20 protein-coding genes are annotated in these 19,147 nt (G+C 57.5%); 15 read left to right on the forward strand and 5 right to left on the reverse strand.

From position 1 onward, the window contains the following. Positions 1-59 precede the first annotated feature (59 nt). On the forward strand, positions 60-488 hold the full coding sequence (locus tag KGB21_RS15550) for a tail fiber domain-containing protein (protein ID WP_223505610.1): 429 nt from the start codon (positions 60-62) through the stop codon (positions 486-488). Positions 489-507: 19 nt separating this feature from the next. Here KGB21_RS15550 and KGB21_RS15555 read toward each other — a convergent pair whose 3' ends face one another. Continuing rightward, complete coding sequence (locus KGB21_RS15555; RefSeq protein WP_034146587.1) at positions 508-1,545, reverse strand: alpha/beta hydrolase family protein; 1,038 nt, start codon at positions 1,543-1,545, stop codon at positions 508-510. Positions 1,546-1,712: 167 nt separating this feature from the next. Next, positions 1,713-2,324 (reverse strand): FMN-dependent NADH-azoreductase, encoded by a 612-nt coding sequence (locus KGB21_RS15560; RefSeq protein ID WP_034146588.1) that lies wholly within the window; start codon positions 2,322-2,324, stop codon positions 1,713-1,715. A gap of 130 nt (positions 2,325-2,454) precedes the next feature. Here KGB21_RS15560 and KGB21_RS15565 point away from each other — a divergent pair, with 130 nt between their 5' ends. Both KGB21_RS15565 and KGB21_RS15570 read left to right on the forward strand, forming a co-directional pair. Further along, the gene (locus tag KGB21_RS15565; protein WP_223505611.1) at positions 2,455-3,363 is read left to right on the forward strand and encodes a LysR substrate-binding domain-containing protein; all 909 of its coding nucleotides are present in this window, start codon (positions 2,455-2,457) and stop codon (positions 3,361-3,363) included. Beyond that, positions 3,360-3,719, forward strand: coding sequence for an MmcQ/YjbR family DNA-binding protein (locus tag KGB21_RS15570; protein WP_034146590.1), 360 nt, complete (start codon positions 3,360-3,362; stop codon positions 3,717-3,719). The genes KGB21_RS15565 and KGB21_RS15570 overlap by 4 nt, the downstream gene beginning before the upstream one ends. Positions 3,720-3,832: 113 nt before the next feature. Here the strand turns inward: KGB21_RS15570 and KGB21_RS15575 are convergent, their stop codons facing one another. Together KGB21_RS15575 and KGB21_RS15580 are read right to left on the reverse strand one after the other, a co-directional pair. Next, positions 3,833-4,261 (reverse strand): DUF1294 domain-containing protein, encoded by a 429-nt coding sequence (locus KGB21_RS15575; protein ID WP_223505612.1) that lies wholly within the window; start codon positions 4,259-4,261, stop codon positions 3,833-3,835. Beyond that, a complete protein-coding gene (locus KGB21_RS15580) occupies positions 4,258-5,088 on the reverse strand; it encodes an undecaprenyl-diphosphate phosphatase (protein WP_223505613.1) in 831 nt (276 codons plus the stop codon). Before KGB21_RS15580 ends, KGB21_RS15575 begins: the two co-directional genes overlap by 4 nt. A 260-nt stretch (positions 5,089-5,348) precedes the next feature. On the opposite strand from KGB21_RS15580, the gene KGB21_RS15585 reads away from it, so the two are divergent. The 9 genes from KGB21_RS15585 (at position 5,349) to KGB21_RS15625 (ending at position 13,992) form a co-directional block, all read left to right on the forward strand. After that, the gene (locus KGB21_RS15585) at positions 5,349-6,983 is read left to right on the forward strand and encodes a methyl-accepting chemotaxis protein (protein ID WP_223505614.1); all 1,635 of its coding nucleotides are present in this window, start codon (positions 5,349-5,351) and stop codon (positions 6,981-6,983) included. A 100-nt stretch (positions 6,984-7,083) separates the two neighbouring features. Further along, positions 7,084-7,647, forward strand: a complete 564-nt coding sequence (gene pnuC, locus KGB21_RS15590; protein ID WP_034146594.1) for a nicotinamide riboside transporter PnuC — start codon at positions 7,084-7,086, stop codon at positions 7,645-7,647. Further along, on the forward strand, positions 7,644-8,174 hold the full coding sequence (locus KGB21_RS15595) for an AAA family ATPase (protein WP_223505615.1): 531 nt from the start codon (positions 7,644-7,646) through the stop codon (positions 8,172-8,174). The genes pnuC and KGB21_RS15595 overlap by 4 nt, the downstream gene beginning before the upstream one ends. A 352-nt stretch (positions 8,175-8,526) precedes the next feature. Further along, on the forward strand, positions 8,527-8,964 hold the full coding sequence (locus KGB21_RS15600; protein ID WP_223505616.1) for a hypothetical protein: 438 nt from the start codon (positions 8,527-8,529) through the stop codon (positions 8,962-8,964). A 1-nt stretch (position 8,965) separates the two neighbouring features. Next, a complete protein-coding gene (locus KGB21_RS15605) occupies positions 8,966-9,538 on the forward strand; it encodes a hypothetical protein (RefSeq protein WP_034146597.1) in 573 nt (190 codons plus the stop codon). A 51-nt stretch (positions 9,539-9,589) separates the two neighbouring features. Then, positions 9,590-11,128: a hypothetical protein gene (locus KGB21_RS15610; RefSeq protein WP_034146598.1), complete on the forward strand. Its 1,539-nt coding sequence runs from the start codon at positions 9,590-9,592 to the stop codon at positions 11,126-11,128. Positions 11,129-11,189: 61 nt separating this feature from the next. Then, a complete protein-coding gene (locus tag KGB21_RS15615) occupies positions 11,190-11,870 on the forward strand; it encodes a C39 family peptidase (protein WP_034146599.1) in 681 nt (226 codons plus the stop codon). A 33-nt stretch (positions 11,871-11,903) separates the two neighbouring features. After that, complete coding sequence (locus KGB21_RS15620) at positions 11,904-12,665, forward strand: hypothetical protein (RefSeq protein WP_034146600.1); 762 nt, start codon at positions 11,904-11,906, stop codon at positions 12,663-12,665. Positions 12,666-12,711: 46 nt separating this feature from the next. Then, positions 12,712-13,992: a hypothetical protein gene (locus KGB21_RS15625; protein ID WP_223505617.1), complete on the forward strand. Its 1,281-nt coding sequence runs from the start codon at positions 12,712-12,714 to the stop codon at positions 13,990-13,992. A gap of 52 nt (positions 13,993-14,044) precedes the next feature. Here KGB21_RS15625 and KGB21_RS15630 read toward each other — a convergent pair whose 3' ends face one another. Beyond that, on the reverse strand, positions 14,045-15,370 hold the full coding sequence (locus KGB21_RS15630; protein WP_034146602.1) for a sigma-54 dependent transcriptional regulator: 1,326 nt from the start codon (positions 15,368-15,370) through the stop codon (positions 14,045-14,047). Between the two features lie 343 nt (positions 15,371-15,713). On the opposite strand from KGB21_RS15630, the gene KGB21_RS15635 reads away from it, so the two are divergent. The 3 genes from KGB21_RS15635 to nhaB all read left to right on the forward strand — a co-directional run bounded on the left by KGB21_RS15635 (position 15,714) and on the right by nhaB (position 19,133). Beyond that, positions 15,714-15,980, forward strand: coding sequence for a hypothetical protein (locus KGB21_RS15635; RefSeq protein WP_034146603.1), 267 nt, complete (start codon positions 15,714-15,716; stop codon positions 15,978-15,980). Positions 15,981-16,263: 283 nt separating this feature from the next. Beyond that, the gene (locus KGB21_RS15640) at positions 16,264-17,577 is read left to right on the forward strand and encodes a hypothetical protein (protein WP_223505618.1); all 1,314 of its coding nucleotides are present in this window, start codon (positions 16,264-16,266) and stop codon (positions 17,575-17,577) included. A 53-nt stretch (positions 17,578-17,630) separates the two neighbouring features. Beyond that, positions 17,631-19,133, forward strand: coding sequence for a sodium/proton antiporter NhaB (nhaB, locus tag KGB21_RS15645; protein WP_223505619.1), 1,503 nt, complete (start codon positions 17,631-17,633; stop codon positions 19,131-19,133). Positions 19,134-19,147 lie beyond the last annotated feature (14 nt).

Below are 19,147 nucleotides of genomic sequence, written 5' to 3' on the forward strand. Positions count from 1 at the left end.
CTTAGGCAAAATCCCAGGCGCTGCACTCGTACTGAATCGATAACTATCAAGAGAATAATATGCGTATATTGCCGCTTGCCTTCATCGCCCCAACTTTCGCGTTGGCTTTTTCTTCTATTGCACATGCGGAAACCTCCATTGAGCAGCAGATCTGTCATAACGGCGTGTGCTACGAAATTGGCGACGGGATTGGCGACGAGTGCTGCCCATTCAGCGATGAGCGTTTGAAGAACAACGTTCGACCAATGCAAAATGCTACGAAAGATCTTCTTAAATTAAACGGTGTTACATTTAACTGGAAGCGAAACGACCAAGCTGACATCGGCCTGATCGCTCAAGACGTGCAGAAAGTTTACCCGCAACTTGTTCGCACAGACGGCACTCACTTACAAGTTGACTACCAAAAACTGGTGGCACCTCTAATTGAATCGGTTCGAGAACTGAATACCAGGGTTCAAGTTCTGGAAACTGCTTTAGCCAACAAGTAACAGATACACGATCCGCCGATCACTGATCGGCGGTTTGCATCCCGGCCCGCGTCGACTTGCCCAAGGTGCGGGAGAAAAAGCGCCCGGCTTCGGTGATGAGGTTGCGGTGAATGTCTTCGCGGTCAACGCCATCGGCATCGGTGCAAAGAGCCGGCATGATGACGATCTGCTCGTCGTTGCACGGCGCCATGAATACGAAGTGCCCTGCCCCGGCCAGTAACTTGAAATCCGGCGCGGTGGGCAGCTTGCGCGCCAACGCCGCGGCGTTCTTGTCGACGGCCACCAGCTTGTCGCCGTCACCGCTATAAAGCAGAACCGGCACATGCACATCAGCCAGGGTATGGCGACCGAACTTCAGGCTTAACGGCGCCATCAGCATCAATGCGTGTACACGCGGATCGGCTACCGGTTGCAGGTCATCACGGTCGACGATCAGTTCGCCCTGCGTGTTGCACGCATCGCGGTCATCGGGACGTTCCTGGCAATAACGCCGCAGGCGATCCAGATCCGGTGTAGCACCGGACAAAATCAACGCTGTCTCCCCTCCCGCCGAATAACCAATCACGCCGACCTGATCGGCATTGACGAACGGTGCGAGCATGCGGTCGCCCAATGTCGCGGTGATGGCTTCGGAAATCTGGATCGGCCGCCCGTAGAGGTTACTCAACGTACCGAGACGGCTGTGGTCCTTGGAGTTGTCACCAGGATGGATTACCGCCACCACCACAAAGCCTTTGCGCGCCAGTGAAGTAGCGAGGTCATGCAGCGCCAGCGGGGTTCCGGTATTGCCGTGGGACAGCATCAGCATCGGGAAACGGCCCATGGCGACTTTCGTGTCTTCGCCGGCCTCGACCGTGTAACCCTCAAGCTTGCTGGAATGCTCTTGTTCGCTGGACGGATAAAACGCAATGGCGCGCATCGGCTGCAAGTCCAGCGGATCGAGAAAGCTCATCTCGTGGAAGCCGACGCTCCAGTGAGGGTGCGGCGCAGGCGCGGCGTGCACTGAATTCAGGCTGCTGAGCAGGCAAATCAGTAAAGTTGCACAAAGACGCACCATGGGATGCCCCACCTTGTTACCGGACTAGAGACGTGAACCTTGGCTGCATAACTTGGGCCACAACCTGAAACGACCAGAAACAAAAAACTCCGTACCTGGTACTTGCGTATCCAGAATACAGAGTTTTTTGAGGCTTTGCCTGAACGGCAGATGTCTCTATGCAAGCCTTACGCGGCGGCGAACAACTGCTCGCTGATTTGCGTGTGAGCATCGCTCATGGCTTTGTTGCGCACTTCGTCACCGTAAGCCAGGCCGTGGGCGCGGACGAATTCGATGTCAGTGATGCCGATGAAGCCGAACAGCACCTTCAAGTACTCTTCGTGGGCAACACCGGTCGCCTGGCCAGCATGCAGGCCACCGGAAGTCGAAACAATCACGACTTTCTTGCCACCGCACAGGCCTTCTGGGCCGGCTTCGGTGTAGCGGAAGGTCTGACCGGCAACGGCGATGCGGTCAATCCAGGCTTTCAGTTGGGTCGGGATGGTGAAGTTGTACATCGGTGCTGCAATCACCACGGCATCGGCGGCGAGGAATTCGGCCAGGGTCGATGCGCTCAGGTCTGCTTCGTGCTGTTGAGCGGCGTCACGCAACTCAGCGGTGGTGCCAGCGGCAACCAGCGTGGTCGAAGAGAAATGGCTGATGGCGTCGGCGGCCAAATCGCGGTAGGTCACCACGGCGGACGGCTCGGCGGCTTGCCAGGCTTTTACAACTTCGCCACTGAGCTGACGGGAAGCCGAGTTGTCACCAAGAATGCTCGAATCGATATGCAGCAGTTTCATGTGTGTTCTCCAGGTGAGGATCGCCGCCAGGGCGATCTGATGGAGACAATCCTACAGACGAAACCAATAGCTGATTAGCGTGCAACAATGCGATAGTTTGTCTCACTGATAGAACGATCGAGTCGCGCCAATGCAAGATCTGAACGACCTTTATTACTTCGCCAAAGTCGTGGAGGCCGGTGGTTTCGCGGCGGCCGGGCGTTTACTGGGCATTCCTAAGTCGCGCCTGTCGCGGCGCATCGCTGAACTGGAAGAGCGCCTGGGTGCGCGCTTGCTGCAACGCACCACCCGCCAGCTCAAGCTCACCGCCGTGGGCGAACGGTATCTGCGGCACTGCCAGGCGATGCTGCTGGAAGCGGAAATGGCCGACGAGGCGGTGGCCAGCATGTCCAGCGAACCTCGCGGGCGCTTGCGCGTATCCTCCCCCGTCGGCTTGGCCCACGAGATGCTGCCGGGGGTGATCAGCAACTTTCTGGAGAAATTCCCCCAGGTGCAACTGGAGGTGATGCTGGTCAACCGTCGCGTCGACCTGGTCACCGAAGGTGTGGATGTCGCTTTGCGTGTGCGTGAACCGGGCGACGAAGACCCGCTGCTGGTGACCCGCCGCTTGCGCCAGGCGCAGATGCTGATGGTGGCCAGCCCCGCGTTTCTGCAGGGGCATGAGATCAATCACCCCGATGATTTGAAAGGCCTGCCAGTGCTCGGCGCCCTCGAACCCGATCGCATGGTGCACATCCGCCTGGTGGATCGCCAGGGCAAAAGCCACGATTTGGCCATGGAAGCGCGTCTGGGCATCGACGATTTCATCGTGCGCAAGACCTGTACCCTCGCCGGCCAAGGTTTTACCACGCTGCCGATGATGTACTGCGAGCAGGAACTGGCCGACGGTTCGCTGGTGCAATTGTTGCCGGAATGGTCGCTGCCGGGTGGCTGGCTGCAAGCCGTCTACCCTCATCGACGGGGTGTCATGCCGGCCGTACGGGCCTGGCTCGACCATCTGATCGAAACATTCAATGCCTGCGGGGACCGATTGATATGAAGGCTGGACGCATGAGCGAAGAGGATGTCGCGGCTTTTTGCCTGGCGCTGCCCGGTGCACGGGAAGATTACAAATGGGGCGGCGTGCGGGTGTTTTCGATTGCTGGCAACAAGATGTTCGCCTTGCAGAACCTGCGAGGTGCATCGCTGGCTTTCAAGGTCGACAAGGACTTGTTTCTCGGCCATTGCGACCGTCCGGGCATTCATCCGGCACCTTATTTGGCGCGGGCCCAGTGGATCATCATGGCGACGCCCTACCCTTTGGGCGCTGAGGAATTGCAGGGCTTGTTGCGACGCTCCCATCAACTGGTCGTCAGCAAGTTGCCCAAAAGAACGCAGATCGGGTTGTTGCTGTAAAACGAATCACCTGTGGCGAGGCTTGCTCCCGCTGGGGCGCGTAGCGGCCCTCTTAAAAAGGGACTGCTGCGCAGTCCAGCGGGAGCAAGCTCCCTCGCCACAGGATTGCACCGTCAGAACAATGCGAGCAGATTTGCGCCGAGAAACAGCATGTCGATCCAGAACACCTGGTGCAGCAGCACGATCAACCAGAACACCAGTTGAAAAGAGACTTTGCGAGTCTTGTGCCGAAACACCTGCTGCGCCAGCAACGCACCCGGCCAGCCACCGGCGAATTCCATTGCATGCAGAACGTTTTCCGGCGTGCGCCAGGTGTCGGCGCGGGCCTTGCGTTTGTCACTCCAGTACAGCAAGAACGCCAGCACGCTGACGATGCCGTAGGCCGCCAAGGGAATCAGCGAAACCCCGCGCAGCCATAACGACATCGAACCGAACAGCGGCAGCGCGCACAAGATCGCAAACACCAGCCATTTCAGCCGTGGATTACGGATCCCTCCGCCGGAATCGCCTCCGCGATTATTGCGCGCAGTGCCATCACTCATGGCTTGGCCGCCGTCCAGTCCACCCAGCCAAACTGCCACGTCGCCAGAATCAGCAGGCCAAACGCAATGCGATACCAGGCGAATGCCGCATAGCTGTGGCTGGCGATGAATTTGAGCAGCCCGCGCACGGCAATCATCGCGAAGATGAAGGCGGTCACGAAGCCGATGGCGAACACCGGGAAGTCAGCCGGGACAAACAGCTTGTGGTACTTGTAGCCCGAATACACGGCCGCGCCGACCATGGTCGGCATCGCCAGGAAGAACGAGAACTCGGTGGCTGTCTTGCGCGACAAGCCGAACAACAGCCCACCGATGATCGTCGAGCCGGAGCGCGAGGTGCCCGGAATCATCGCCAGACACTGGGCGAAGCCGACTTTCAAAGCGTCTTTCCAGGTAATGTCGTCAACGGTTTCGGCATGCACTTCATGCTGGCGCCGTTCGGCCCACAACATGACGATACCGCCCACGACCAATGCGGTGGCGACGGTGACCGGGTTGAACAGGTAATGGTGAATCAGGTCGGCGAATACCACCCCTAATACTACGGCCGGCAGGAACGCGATCAACAGGTTCGCGGTAAAGCGCCGTGCACTGGGCTGGGTCGGCAAGCCGATGACCACGTCGAAAATCTTCCGGCGAAACTCCCACACCACCGCCAGGATTGCCCCGAGCTGGATAATGATGTTGAAGGCCATGGCACGCTCACCACCGAAGTCGAGCAGGTCGGCGACAATAATCTGGTGCCCGGTACTGGAAATCGGCAAAAACTCCGTCAGCCCTTCCACAACCCCAAGTATCAACGCCTGAAAGGCAGTCCAAAGATCCATCAATCCCCCAAAAGGCTGTGCGCCGGCGCATGCCCCGTTAATATTTTTCAAAACATTGACTGCGATCAGCATCGCTGAAGTCCCGCGTGCAAATAATCCACACAAACCACTGAAAATCACGTGAAAAATCACTTTGGTCTCAGGTTTTGTCGCGCGGGGCCGAAATCCTATCAGACAAGCCTGATGAGCGCTGCCGCGTAATAGGTACGGTAGAAGGCTGGTGATCATTTATGACAAGAACAAGAACGGAGCACCGCGTTATGAACAGCTTGCGCAATATGTCGATCAGCCGGCGGTTGTGGCTCATCTTGGTCGTGGCCGTCATGATGCTGCTGGCCTTGGGCGTGTTGATGCTCAAGCAGATTCACGACGACTTGTACGTCGCCAAGGCGCAGAAAACCCAGCACGTGGTGCAAACCGCCAGTGGGATTCTCACCTATTACCACGATCTGGAAACCGCCGGCACCCTCACCCGCGACGTCGCGCAGAAGCAGGCGCTGACGGCCATTCGTGGCCTGCGTTACGACCAGAACGATTACTTCTGGATCAATGATCTGACGCCAGTGATGGTCATGCACCCGGCCAACCCGAAACTCGATGGCCAGAACCTCTCGGCGATCCGCGACCCGGACGGTTTTGCGGTGTTCAACGAAATGGTCGCGGTTGCCAAAAGCAAGGGCGCGGGGATCGTCAACTACCGTTGGCCGAAACCGGGCGCAAGCGCGCCGGTGGAAAAAACCTCCTACGTCAAACTGTTCGAGCCCTGGGGCTGGGTGATCGGCTCGGGCGTGTACATCGACGACATGCAAGCCGAGTTCTATGGTCAAGTCTGGAAAGCCTCGGTGATCGGCCTGGCGATTGCGTTGGTCATGGTGGCGTTGGTTTTGCTGATTGCGCGCAGCATCGTCCGTCCGCTTCAGGAAACCGTGAACGCGATGGCCAACATTGCCAGTGGTGAAAGCGACTTGACCCGCAGCCTCGACACCCATGGCCATGACGAAGTCACGCAACTGGCCCGGCACTTCAATGCCTTCACCGCCAAGTTGCGCCAGGTGATCAGTGAGCTACAGCTATCCGCCAGCGCACTCGGCCAGTCTTCCAGCGAACTGGGCAACGACGCCACTCAGGCCCAGCATCGCAGCCAGCAACAATCACAACAGATGGAACTGGTTGCCACTGCTATTAATGAAGTGACCTACGGCGTGCAGGATGTGGCGAAGAACGCCGAACATGCCGCCAGCGAAATGCGCGACGCCGAAGCGCAGGCTAGACAAGGCCAGGTCAATATTGATGGCAGCCTGCAACAGATCGACACCTTGTCTTCCACCATCGATCAAGCCGTGGAAGTGATCCGGACCCTTGCTGCCGAAAGCACTCAAATCGGCAGCGTTCTGGAAGTGATCCGTTCGATCGCCGAGCAAACCAACCTGCTGGCCCTTAATGCGGCCATTGAAGCTGCCCGCGCCGGTGAGCAAGGTCGCGGTTTCGCGGTGGTGGCAGACGAGGTGCGGTTGCTGGCCCAGCGTACGCAGAAGTCGACCGCGGAAATCCAGTCGATGATCGAACGCCTGCAAAGTCATTCCGAAGCCGCGGTCAAGGTGATCGGCGACAGCAGCCGGGCATCGCAGTTGACCATCGAGCAAGCCGGACTGGCTGGCGCGAGCCTGAATGCCATCGGCCAGGCGTTGCGCAACCTCAACGGGTTGAATGCATCGATTGCCAGCGCGACTTTGCAGCAGGCCCATGTTGTCGAAGACATCAACCAGAACGTCACGCAGGCCGCCGGTCTATCCCACAGCACTGCGCTGGCAGCCGAACAATCCAGCGCGGCGAGTGTGCGACTCAAGGGGTTGAGTGAACAGTTGAACGGGTTGCTCAAGCAGTTCCGGGTTTAACCCGAAAAAGATCGCAGCCTGCGGCAGCTCCTACAGGGCTGCGATCTTTTGATCTTCGGGTACAATCCGCCCCCTCTTCAACTTCCCCCAAGGAACCCCCATGTCCGGGCTCGAACTGTTTGCCGCCGCCCTCGGTGTCATTGCCGTCTGGTTGACGGTCAAACAGAACCCCTGGTGCTGGCCGATCGGCCTGGTCATGGTGCTTATATATAGCTGGATCTTTTTCGAAGTGAAGCTGTATTCGGACATGTTGCTTCAGGTCATTTACGCCGGATTGCAGATCTACGGCTGGCGCCAGTGGACTCGGGCAGGCGTGGCGCAGCAAGGACGCGAGGTCAGTCGGCTTGGCAGCCAGTCGGTGTTGCTGGGGTTGGCGCTTGGGGCGATTGGCAGTTTGTTGCTGGGTGCTGCAATGGCTCACTGGACCGACGCCGCCCAGCCCTGGCTCGATGCGGCGCTGACCGGCTTCAGCCTGGTGGCGCAGGTCTGGATGGCGCAAAAGCGCGTTCAATGCTGGCCGCTGTGGATCGCTGTGGATGTGATCTTCGTAGGCCTGTTCGTTTACAAAGAGCTTTATCTGACCGCTGCTTTGTACGGTCTCTTCTTGCTGCTTGCGGTGCAGGGTTGGCGCGAATGGCGCGCGGCCCCGGCGTTGCGCACATGAAAATCCTGGTGCTGACAGGTCCCGAATCCAGCGGTAAAAGCTGGCTGGCCGCCGAGTTGCAGGCGCATTTTGGCGGGGTTCTGGTGGATGAGTATGTACGCTGGTTCATCGAACAGAATCCACGGGACACCACCCTGGCGGACATTCCTGAAATCGCCCTTGGCCAGCTGACCTGGGAGGACGAAGCTCGCGCCCGAGAACCACAGCTGCTGATCCTCGACACGCATCTGCTGAGCAACATTCTGTGGAGCCAGACCCTTTTCGGCGACTGCCCGGCCTGGATCGAACAAGCACTCCTGGCGCGGCAGTACGATCTACATCTGCTGTTGTCGCCGGAAAACGTCGAATGGACCGACGACGGTCAGCGTTGTCAGCCTGAACTCAGTGAGCGCCAGGCGTTTTTCAGCATGACTAAAGCCTGGCTGGAAAAGCATCGGCAACCCGTTCAAATCCTGCAAGGCGACTGGGCCACGCGGCGCATACAGGCGTTCGAGGCGGTAGGCGGGCTACTCGGCTACAAACCCTGATTTTGGGGGATTTCACCCAGCGCTCACCCTCTTTTGGGTGAAAAGTGTCCATTCCTGAAACAGCCATGCGCCTTCAAACGTCGCATTTGCGGCACTCTCGCCTGCAACGCCCTCATTTGTTAAAGGCTTGAAACACTCCCCCACAATCCCCGGTCTAGAGCCTCGCAAGCGATTTAGACGGTCCCGCGCACGAAGTTTTGTCTCACCGTTGTAACAGCTTGAAGAACAAGCTCCCGGACAAAACTCGTAAGCCTCTGATTTAAAGAAAGAATCAAAAACCGGCACACCTTCTGCTCTCTTCCTCGCAACGCTGATAAGGGCCAGCGTTTCATTCACAGAAGGAATTGCCGCCGTGGGGAAAATTGATCAACGCATCTTTAGACTACTGCTGATCGGATGCGCACTGGGCTCAACGGTCTGCCTGCCTGTCCAGGCTGACAACGGCATCATTATCATCACTCGTGATGTCCAGACGCGCAACGCAACGGTTCCGCCACTCGTTCCCGACCCGAACCCCACGACCGTCAATGCCAACCCGTCTCAACAGGTGCTCAAGCAAACGAGCGAGTTGAGCGACGGCGACTTTGCCGGTGTCGCCAGTGGTGCGGGCATCTCCCGCCTGGTCACTCAGAACACCAACAACCTGGGCGGCAATATAAGCACCCAGTCCCAGCTATCCAACCTCCCCGCCGGGCGTTCGGGAAACTCCGGTAGCGGCATCGCCAACATGGTGAATTCAAGCATCCAGCAAGGCATGGGCGCGATGAAAATCCTGACGGGAGACCGTTAAGATGAATCGCAAGCTAGTGCTTATCGCCATGTTTTGCAGTACATCGACTTTCGCCCAATCCCCAGTCATCGATAACGCCACCATCGACAATTCGGGCTCGCAATACCAGGGCAACCTTACGGTCAACCAGGCTGCCGGCGATCTACAGCAACAGGCCAACGCCCGGGCCATCGCCGTTGGCCGTAGCGCCAACGCGACCACAGAAATACGCCAACGCTTGCGTACGGTGGTCGACCCCAGGATCGACGCTCAATCGAGCATTCAAGGTGACTCCTTCAGCCACGGCAACGGCGCATTGGGCGTCAACCAGAGCTCTGGCGCGATTAACCAGCAAGCCAACGCACTGCGCATCAGCGTCGGTGCTCAGCCGCAAAGTCTCGACGACAGCGTCCTCATGCAACAGAACGTGGCGCTGCTCATCAACTCCGATCCAACTGACTCCGCACCCGGCCATCGCCAGGTCACTACCAGTGACCAGGCTTTCACCGGTAGCCGTGGGGTGATTCAGTTGAATCAGAGCGCCGGGGTGGGAAACCGAATGGCCAACACCTTCAGCGTACGGGTCGTGGATTGACCCAGATAGGTAAAAACAACACTTAACCTAAAATAAGTACGGAGAATCACCATGAAACCTTCGATGGCAATCAAGCCTCTGGTTTTCGCAATTGCTGCGGTCATGGCTGTTGCTGTACAAGCTGCCGATCGTCGTGACGGAAACCACCATGGAAATAATGGTAACGGTAACGGTCCAGGTCAACAAAACCAAACCCCTCCTGCAAGGATGCTTCCTATCTCCGCAACAGCCAATGCGACTGACCGGCAGAACAGTACCGGCAACAGCATCTGGAATGAAGGGACAGAAAACTCGGCCGAGATGAGCAGTTCGGCCGCAGGTGCGAGCGGCAACGTCGGTGTCAACGTGGCGGCCGGTAACGGCAACCAGCAAGACAACGCCGCCGCCATCGCCAACGCCGCCTCCGACAACGCTGCGATTGATAACAGCTTTGTCTTCGGCATGGCCAACGCCACCGCTGACGTGAGGCAAGTCAGCAACGATAACCGCGTCGACAACTTTGGCTCTACCAACTCTGCCGTGATGAGCGGCTCCGGCGGTGGCAGCAGCGGCAACGTGGGTGTCAACATTGCTGGCGGCGATCTGAACCAGCAGAAAAACACCATGGCAATTGCCAACGCCAATGCCCCACTGGGTAGCGCAACCGCCACCGCGTCCGCTGTTCAAAACGGTCCTGGCCTGACAGTGAATAACAACGCTGATCGGACCTACCGTGTGGATACGATCACCGTTACCAACTCGGCCAGCGGCAGTTTCTCCCGCGACAAGTCGTTCGAAGCCAGCGGCAGTCAAAGCGCTTCTTCGAGCTGGGCTAAAGCCGGTTCCAACAACAGCAGTGCAAGCGGTTCTCTGAGCGCCAGCCTGAGCGGGTCCAACAGTAGCAATGCGAGCGGTTCCAACAGCAGTTCTGCGAGCGGTTCCAATAGCAGCACTGCAAGTGGTTCCAACAGCAGCGCTGCGAGCGGGTCCAACAGCAGTAGTGCCAGCGGTTCTTCGAACACTACATTGAGTGCTTCCCTGGACGCTACTTTGGACGCTTCTACGGCGGCTTCCAATTCCTCTACTGTCAATTTTGGCTTCGGCGATCGCACCCGCAGCAGCAGTTCCGAGGCATCGCTTACCGCTTCGCTGGGCGCATCGCTTGACGCATCGGTAGACAAATCGTACGACAGAACTCGTGATTCCTCGTTCGACCGTTCGCGCGAATCCTCGTATGACCGGTCTCGCGACTCCTCATACGACAAGTCGCGTGAATCTGCGTACGACAAATCGCGCGATTCCTCGTTCGAGAAATCGTTCGATAGCTCGTACGAGAAATCGACCGCCTCTTCGTACGATAAATCGGGCAGCAAGTCGTCCGAATCTGCGTATGACAAAGCGAAAAGCTTCAGTGAAAGCAGCTCTTATGATTTGAGCAACACCTACTCCTATCAAGTGCTGACTCCAACTGGCTGGGCCAACCCTGTGACCAACACTGCAACCCTGAGCGGTTCGGTGAATGGCGGCAGCGGCAACCTGGGCGTCAACGTGGCTGCTGGTGTGGGCAACCAACAAAGCAACTCGCTGGCCATCTCCAACCAATCGTTCTAATGCTGTCTATGGAGGCCCCCTTACGGGGGCCTTTTCAAACATAACAATAAGGCATCCCATCATGCGCATTATCGCCTTGGCATTTCTGCTGTGCGTGGCCAGTGTGATCGAGGCTGCACAAATGCCGCTTTCCATCCTGCCGGGCGGAGCGGTGGTGTACAAACCAATCCAGAGCATCCGCGAGCGCAAGTTTGCCGACCTGGTGCAACAAAAAACCGACTTCAGTTGCGGCGCAGCTGCGCTGGCAACCATCTTGCGCCAAGCCTATTGGCTGGACGTGAATGAAGAACAAATCATTGAAGGCATGCTGGCGAACTCCGATCACGACCTCGTCCGAGTCCAGGGTTTCTCCATGCTGGACATGAAACGTTACGTGGAAAGTATCGGCATGCGGGCCCGTGGCTACCGGGTAGCACAGGACACCTTGAGCGAAATCAAAATTCCGGTAGTGGTATTGATGGATATCCGTGGCTACAAGCATTTTGTGGTCATGCAACGAGTTCATAACGGCTGGGTGTATATCGGTGATCCGGTACTCGGTCATAAACGTTACAAAGTCGACGACTTTGTAAAAGGCTGGAACGGCATCATCTTTGCCGTCATCGGCCAGGGCTACGACAAAACCAACGCGTTGCTCGACCCACCCCTGCCTTTGACCGCCAAGAACCGCGTCAACGCCTTCAGCCCGGTGCAAGACACAGAGTTGATGGATTTCGGATTCATCCAAAGCGACTTCTTCTAATAACAAGGGAGCACGACGCTCCGGGAGCATCTCATGAAGACTCCAATCTGGCTGGCCTTGGTTTGCCTGGCCGCCAGCCTGCCGACGCACGCAGAGACGTTTAAACCGATTGAATTGAATGATCAGGAACTGTCGGTCTTGCGCGGCCGCTTTGTCATGCCAGGACGGATCATCAGTTTCGGCATTGCCATGACCAGCACTTGGGAAAACGCCAAAGGTGAAGTGATCGGGGCAACGTCCTCGATGCAAATTCAACAATCGACCATCAAGCCACAGTTCTATGTATCGATGATCGACGAAAAAAGTACCGGCTCCTCCCGCTCACAAAATTCCAGCGTCGGCACCGGTACTGTCACCGGTGGCGGCGGACTCAACACCACTGAAGGCGTCACGCAGGTCGTGCGGGCGGCCGGCGACAACAACACGGCCTATAACAATGTTGATATCAACGTCAGCAAAGCCAGCCAGGCGTCAGCACAACCCGTTGCGCAACAGCAGGGCCAGGCGCTGGCCGCAGGTACGACGCTGGTCGGCGCCAATGGCGCGGGTTCGCTGAGCGTTTCCTCGACCGGTGCCGGTGTGCAATTCAACATCGTCGCCAATAACAATCAGGGCAGTACCGTACAACGCCTTGCCCAGGGTGGGCTGATGCAGAACACGACTTTGCTTGGCAGTAGCAACCAGGTCAGGAACCTCACGTCCTTCAATGTCGTGCTGCGTGACAACGTGGCGACAACCGGATCGCTGAACGGCAACCTGGACCAGCTCAGAGGCCTTCGCACTTCGGGATTCTGATCTACGCTCAGTCTCATCAGATGTAGTCAGAAGGGACGGCTAACCCATGCACCGATCTTTAACGTTAAGAACTATCGTTTGTTTGAGTAGCCTGGCCCCGGCCACATTGCTCTACGCAGCACCGGACCCCCAGGTAGAAGCACTAAAACAAGAACTCATGGAGCTTAAACAGCGTTACGAAGCACAGCAGAACGCGTTGATGGTACTTGAGCAACGCGTTCGCCAGGTTGAAGAAGCCCCTGCGACACCGGCCCCCAAACGCCTGACCAAATCCCCCGCCGAAACGCCCAAGGGTGGTCAGACGGTGGCCTCCGGTGCGCCTGGGACCTCAGGCAGTTCATACGGCCAGTCGCTAAAGGACGATTCGGAACCGGCACAAAGCGTGTCCAACCTGTATGACGAAGCCAGCGGCTTCTTCGGTGGCGGCAAGTTCAGCATCGAAACCGGCCTGACCTACACGCACTACGATACTCGTGCGCTGACGCTTAACGGTTTTCTGGCCCTGGACTCGATTTTCCTCGGCAACATCAACATCGACCGTATTAAGGCGGATAACTGGACCCTGGACCTGACCGCCCGCTACAACGTGGCACAGCGTTGGCAGTTTGACATTAACGTCCCTGTGATTTATCGAGAATCAACGTACTCCTCTGGCGGCGCAGGTGGCGCAGGCCCGGTAACGTCCGATGCCTCCGTTACCCGCGACCCCGCCATCGGCGATGTGAACGTTGGTGTTGCTTACAAGTTTCTGGATGAGTCAGCCAACCTGCCCGACGCCGTCGTGACATTGCGCGTCAAGGCGCCCACCGGTGATGACCCGTACGGCATCAAACTAATCGATGTCCCAGGCAACGATAACCTCGCGGTACCCGAGGACTTGCCGACCGGCAACGGTGTCTGGGCGATCACCCCGGGCATCTCGCTGGTCAAAACCTTCGACCCGGCCGTGCTGTTCGGCAGTCTGGCCTATACCTACAACATGGAAGACTCTTTCAGCGACATCAGCCCTACGGTCAACTCCAAGGTGCCCGGCGACGTGAAACTGGGCGACTCCTGGCAGATCGGTGGCGGCATTGCATTCGCCTTGAACGAAAAGATGAGTATGTCGTTCTCAGTGACCGATCAATTCGCCCGCAAGAGCAAGATCAAGCCAGACGGGGGTGATTGGCAATCGATCACCAACAGCGACTACAACTCCGCCAACTTCAACATCGGCATGACCCTGGCCGCAACGGATAAGCTGACGATCGTTCCCAACCTCGCAATCGGCTTGACCGACGACTCGCCAGACTTCTCCTTCAGCCTGAAATTCCCGTACTACTTCTGACCCATAGCAAAGCCCCGTTTCGACGGGGCTTTGTTGTGTAAAGATTTTGCGTTTAGCGTATCTGATGCTTGTGCAACAACCGGTAGAAGGTCGGCCTGGATATCCCCAACACCTTGGCGGCATTGCTCAAATTATCGCTGTGGCGGTTAAGCACGTCGCATAAGGCCTGGCGCTCAGCCTGGTGCTTGTAGTCCTCCAGCGTGCCCATCGTCGCGGCAACGACATGATGGTTGATCAGCCCCAGGTCTCGCGCTTCGATCTGACGGCCTTCGGCCAGCACCAACCCGCGACGTACCCTGTTGGCCAGCTCGCGAACATTGCCCGGCCAGTCATGCTTGCCCATGGCAACCAAGGCATCTTCACTGAAGCTACGCGGGCGGCGGCCGGTTTCATGGCTGTAAAAATGAGAAAAATGGTTGGCCAGCATCGACAGATCGCCGTTGCGCTCACGCAGGGGCGCGGTCGCGACCTGCAACACGTTCAGGCGATAGTACAAATCTTCGCGAAAGCGCTTTTTCTCAATCGCCTCCTCAAGATCGACATGGGTCGCGGCCAACACCCGAACATCCACGGGTATCGGCTGACTGCCGCCCACCCGCTCAATGTGCTTTTCCTGGAGGAACCGCAACAGGTTCGCCTGCAGTTCCAGAGGCAGATCACCGATCTCGTCGAGAAACAGTGTGCCGCCGTTAGCCGCTTCGATCCGTCCGACCTTGCGTTGATGGGCGCCAGTAAAGGCACCCTTCTCGTGGCCGAACAGTTCGGACTGGATCAAATGCTCGGGAATCGCTCCACAATTGATCGCGACAAAGGGCTTACTGTGACGCAGGGATTGTCGATGCAGCGTGCGGGCGACCAGCTCTTTACCTGTCCCGCTTTCACCGCGAATCAACACCGGCGACTCGGTAGGCGCCAGTTTGCTCAATAGCTTGCGTAATTCGCGTATGGGCTTGCTGTCGCCCAGCAGTTCATGCTCGAGCTTATCGATATGAACCGTGCCTTGCCCGCGCAAGCGCGCCATGCCGAAGGCTCGGCCCAGCGTGACCTGAACTCTGGAAACGTCGAACGGCAGGGTATGAAAATCGAAAAACCACTCGCAGACAAAATCCCCGACATTCTGTAGCCGAAGGACTTCCTGATTGAGCACGGCGATCCACTCGGTACCGCTGCGGCTGATCACCTCTTTGACCGCATCCGGGTGCTCAAGATGGAACGGTTGTAGTCGTAACAAGCCGACGTCACAGGATCGATCGGCGACGTTATCCAGCGTACAGCTGTCAACATCCCAACCCACGGAGCGCAATCCCGGTAGCAGGCGATGGCAGTCGTCGCAGGGATCCACCACTAATAGACGTCGTAAGGCAGGAGCTTCGCTCATGACTGTTCCTTGGCGCCAAATTCTAGGAAATTTTATTAAAAACAGTCATTTGGCAGACCTGGCTGTAACGTTAGCAAGAATTTGACGGGGTCTTGTATCGTTTGACTATAGGGCTATTACGTAACTAGTTATAAGAAGCTTGATGGTTAGTTACCTAACGAGTCCAAACCTTTCATTTAGCTTTCAATGCAGGTCGCTACATCGGGCATATCAAAGAAAGTTGAAATTTCTTTTGTTCAGGTGTGACCCGAACCGGGGTTGCGGGCATCAGTACAAGTAACTGCCGAACGGTAAGCCCAACCGTCGGCACATCACTTGATTGGGCATACAGAGAGAACATTCTATGACCGCCCCGCTCCGTATCAACGAAGCTCTTTTGATTGCCGACCGCGCATTCCAGCCTTTCCACTGCGTGGCCTGGGCGCCACAGGACGGCAACGGCGAACTCAGCCTGACCGTTATCGATCGCACAGAAAACAGTATAGGTCGCAAGCTGATCCCGATCAGTGCCTACACCGATCCGGCGCAACTTGAACAATTGCTCAAACAGGCCCGTGCAGAATTGAGCCAGGAAGGCTTCAAGCTTGAATCGTGGTCGATGCCGCACTAAACATTTTGCGGATTACTCCGGAGTAATCCGCGCCCTTCCCTGTCATTAGTTGGTTGGCTAACCGTGGCCATTTGTACTTTTGACACACTTCTATTTCAACTAAGCGCGCCTGAATCCTTTGCAGGCTTGCCAATGGTTCGAAAAGACAGTGTTGTGGCACACAGCGACCCTCCGCCTGTTAGTTATGACAGTTGTGCGTACGATCATTCAGGGATTGAATGTTCTCCATATACAGTCGCCGCCCCAACATCTGGATCAGGACGACTCGCAAGGAGATGCGTTCATGTCAATCCAGTCGGTTTATAAGTTCCCTGCCCCGCTTGATACCGCCGGGAAACTCGATACGAGCTTTGCCACCCATGGCAAGACCCAGGTGTACTTCGCCGGCAGCACTTCGAGCATGGCCAACGGGATAACGCTCGATTCCCAGGGTCGTTTACTCGTGGCCGCCAAGGTCGGAACACCTGGCGGTAGCCGCTTTGGCCTGGCCCGCTTGCTGGAGGACGGTTCGGCGGATCTGCAATTCGGCTATCAAGGGAGTGTCATCGGCCAATTCGAATCCGGTTTCGAAGCCATGGCGGGGAAGGTTCACGTGCTGCCCGACGGAAACATCCTGCTCGCCGGCCTGCACTACGAGAATGCGCACCGCACCCTCCCGGCCCTCGCTCTGTTTGACCAACAAGGTCGCCCGGCGAGACATTTTGGTGACAACGGTCGTTGCGTGGTGCGCCTACCCGGCAATTTGTCCCACGGTGTTCGCGATGCCTGGCTTCCGCCTGGCGTGCCGGGCGCAGAAGCCTGTGATATTGCCGTTCAAGAGGACGGTCGAATCCTGTTGGTGGCCAACCATCACTTCGAACTGGCCGATCACACCGGCATGCTCATACGACTCAAACCAGACGGCAAACTGGACCCCACCTTCAATGGTCGTGGTTTTGTGATGGTCAGGCACTTGCTGTTGAACACCTGGCTCAGCACCCTGCGGTTGCAAAGTGACGGTCGGATCCTGGTCGGCGGCTCAATCAATTTACCGGAAGAAGGTTTATTGGCCCGCTATCACACAGATGGCAGACTCGACGTCAGTTTTGCCGTGGACGGCTTCATGAGTTTCACGGCTCAGGGGCAAAGCGCGCAAGTCAGCCAAATCGTCCAGCAGGACAATGGCGATGTGCTTTGTTTTGGCAGCAGTCGAAACCCGATGCACTGCCTCGCCCTGAAAGTGCACAGCAACGGCCGCCCGGACCATCACTGCCATAGCGGCCAACCCCGGTTACTTGAAATTGGTAACACTGGCTGCCAGTGGACCGCGGCGCAGACGCAAGCGGACGGCAGCATTCTCACGGTGGGCGCGACGATTGGCGGTGTTGAGGCCGACTTCATTCTGGGTCGATATCGGCCTGACGGGCAGCTCGATCGCAACTTTGGCGACGGCAATGGATGGGTTCGCACTCGCTTGGGTCGCAGCCTGGATACAGCCACTTCAGTGGCGGTGCAGGCTGATGGAAGTGTCGTCGTGGCCGGCTATTCACTGGATGGCAACTATAAAGCGGTGGTCGCACGTTATTTGAATAGTCCAACGTATTTTTCCTGCACTTGATCTTCCGTTCTGCTTACGGCAACTTGCGCGCTTCTTAAGACAAGGAGTAGCCAATGTCCGGCTCCATGGTCCAGGCGTTCGCGCATAACTTTCTCGGTAACTCACCTCGCTGGTACAAGGCCTGTATCGTCGGCTTCCTGATTCTCAATGCCGTGGTGTTGTGGTCCGTAGGTCCGGTGGCAGCCGGTTGGCTGCTGGTACTGGAGTTCATTTTCACCCTGGCCATGGCGCTCAAGTGTTATCCGTTGATGCCTGGTGGTTTGCTGCTGGTCGAAGCCTTGCTGCTGAAGATGACCACACCACAAGCGCTCTACGATGAACTGGTGCACAACTTCCCGGTGATCCTGCTGCTGATGTTCATGGTGGCCGGCATCTACTTCATGAAAGACTTGCTGCTGTTTCTGTTCTCGCGCCTGCTGCTCGGCGTGCGCTCCAAAGCGCTGCTGGCGTTGATGTTCTGCTTTCTGTCGGCGTTTCTCTCGGCCTTTCTCGATGCACTGACCGTCACAGCCGTGATTATCAGTGCCGCCGTCGGGTTTTACTCGGTGTACCACCGCGTTGCCTCGGGCACCGATCCGCGTCAGGACAGCGCGTTCAATGACGACCAGCACCTGCCCAGCCTTCACCATGGCGACCTCGAGCAGTTCCGCGCGTTTTTGCGCAGCCTGCTCATGCACGGCGCGGTGGGGACGGCGTTGGGTGGGGTTTGTACGCTGGTAGGCGAGCCGCAGAACCTGTTGATTGGCCACGAAATGGGCTGGCATTTTTCCGAGTTCTTTCTGAAGGTCGCCCCGGTTTCGCTGCCGGTGTTGGTGGCGGGCCTGGTCACCTGCGTGCTGCTGGAAAAACTGCGCTGGTTCGGTTACGGCACGCTGCTGCCAGACAACGTTCGCGCCGTGCTGGCCAACTTCGCCGCCGAAGACAACGCCGAACGCACTGCGCGCCAGCGTGCAGCGCTCATCGTGCAAGGGCTGGCTGCGCTGATCCTGATCGCCGCGCTGGCGTTCCACGTGGCGGAAGTCGGCTTGATCGGTTTGATGGTGATCGTGTTGATAACCGCGTTCACCGGCATTACCGACGAACATCGTCTCGGCAGCGCATTCAAGGACGCCATGCCGTTTACCTCGCTGTTGGTGGTGTTTTTCGCCGTGGTGGCGGTGATTCACGATCAGCAACTGTTCACACCGTTGATCCAATGGGTATTGGCCCTGCCGTCCAATCAACAACCGGGCATGCTGTTTATCGCCAACGGTTTGCTCTCGGCGATCAGCGACAACGTGTTCGTGGCGACCATTTACATCACGGAAGTGAAGCGAGCGTTCCTCGCCGGGCACATGAGCCGTGAGCATTTCGAAACCCTGGCCATTGCGATCAACACGGGCACCAACTTGCCAAGCGTGGCGACGCCCAATGGCCAGGCGGCGTTTCTGTTTCTGCTGACGTCGGCGATTGCGCCTTTGATTCGGCTTTCGTATGGGCGGATGGTGTGGATGGCGTTGCCGTATACGGTGGTGATGGGTGTGCTCGGCTGGTACGCCGTAAGCTTCTGGCTATAACACCACAACCTTTG

This window comes from Pseudomonas sp. GL-RE-29 (assembly GCF_019947275.1).
In the GTDB taxonomy this organism is placed as follows: Bacteria; Pseudomonadota; Gammaproteobacteria; order Pseudomonadales; family Pseudomonadaceae; genus Aquipseudomonas; species Aquipseudomonas fluorescens_A.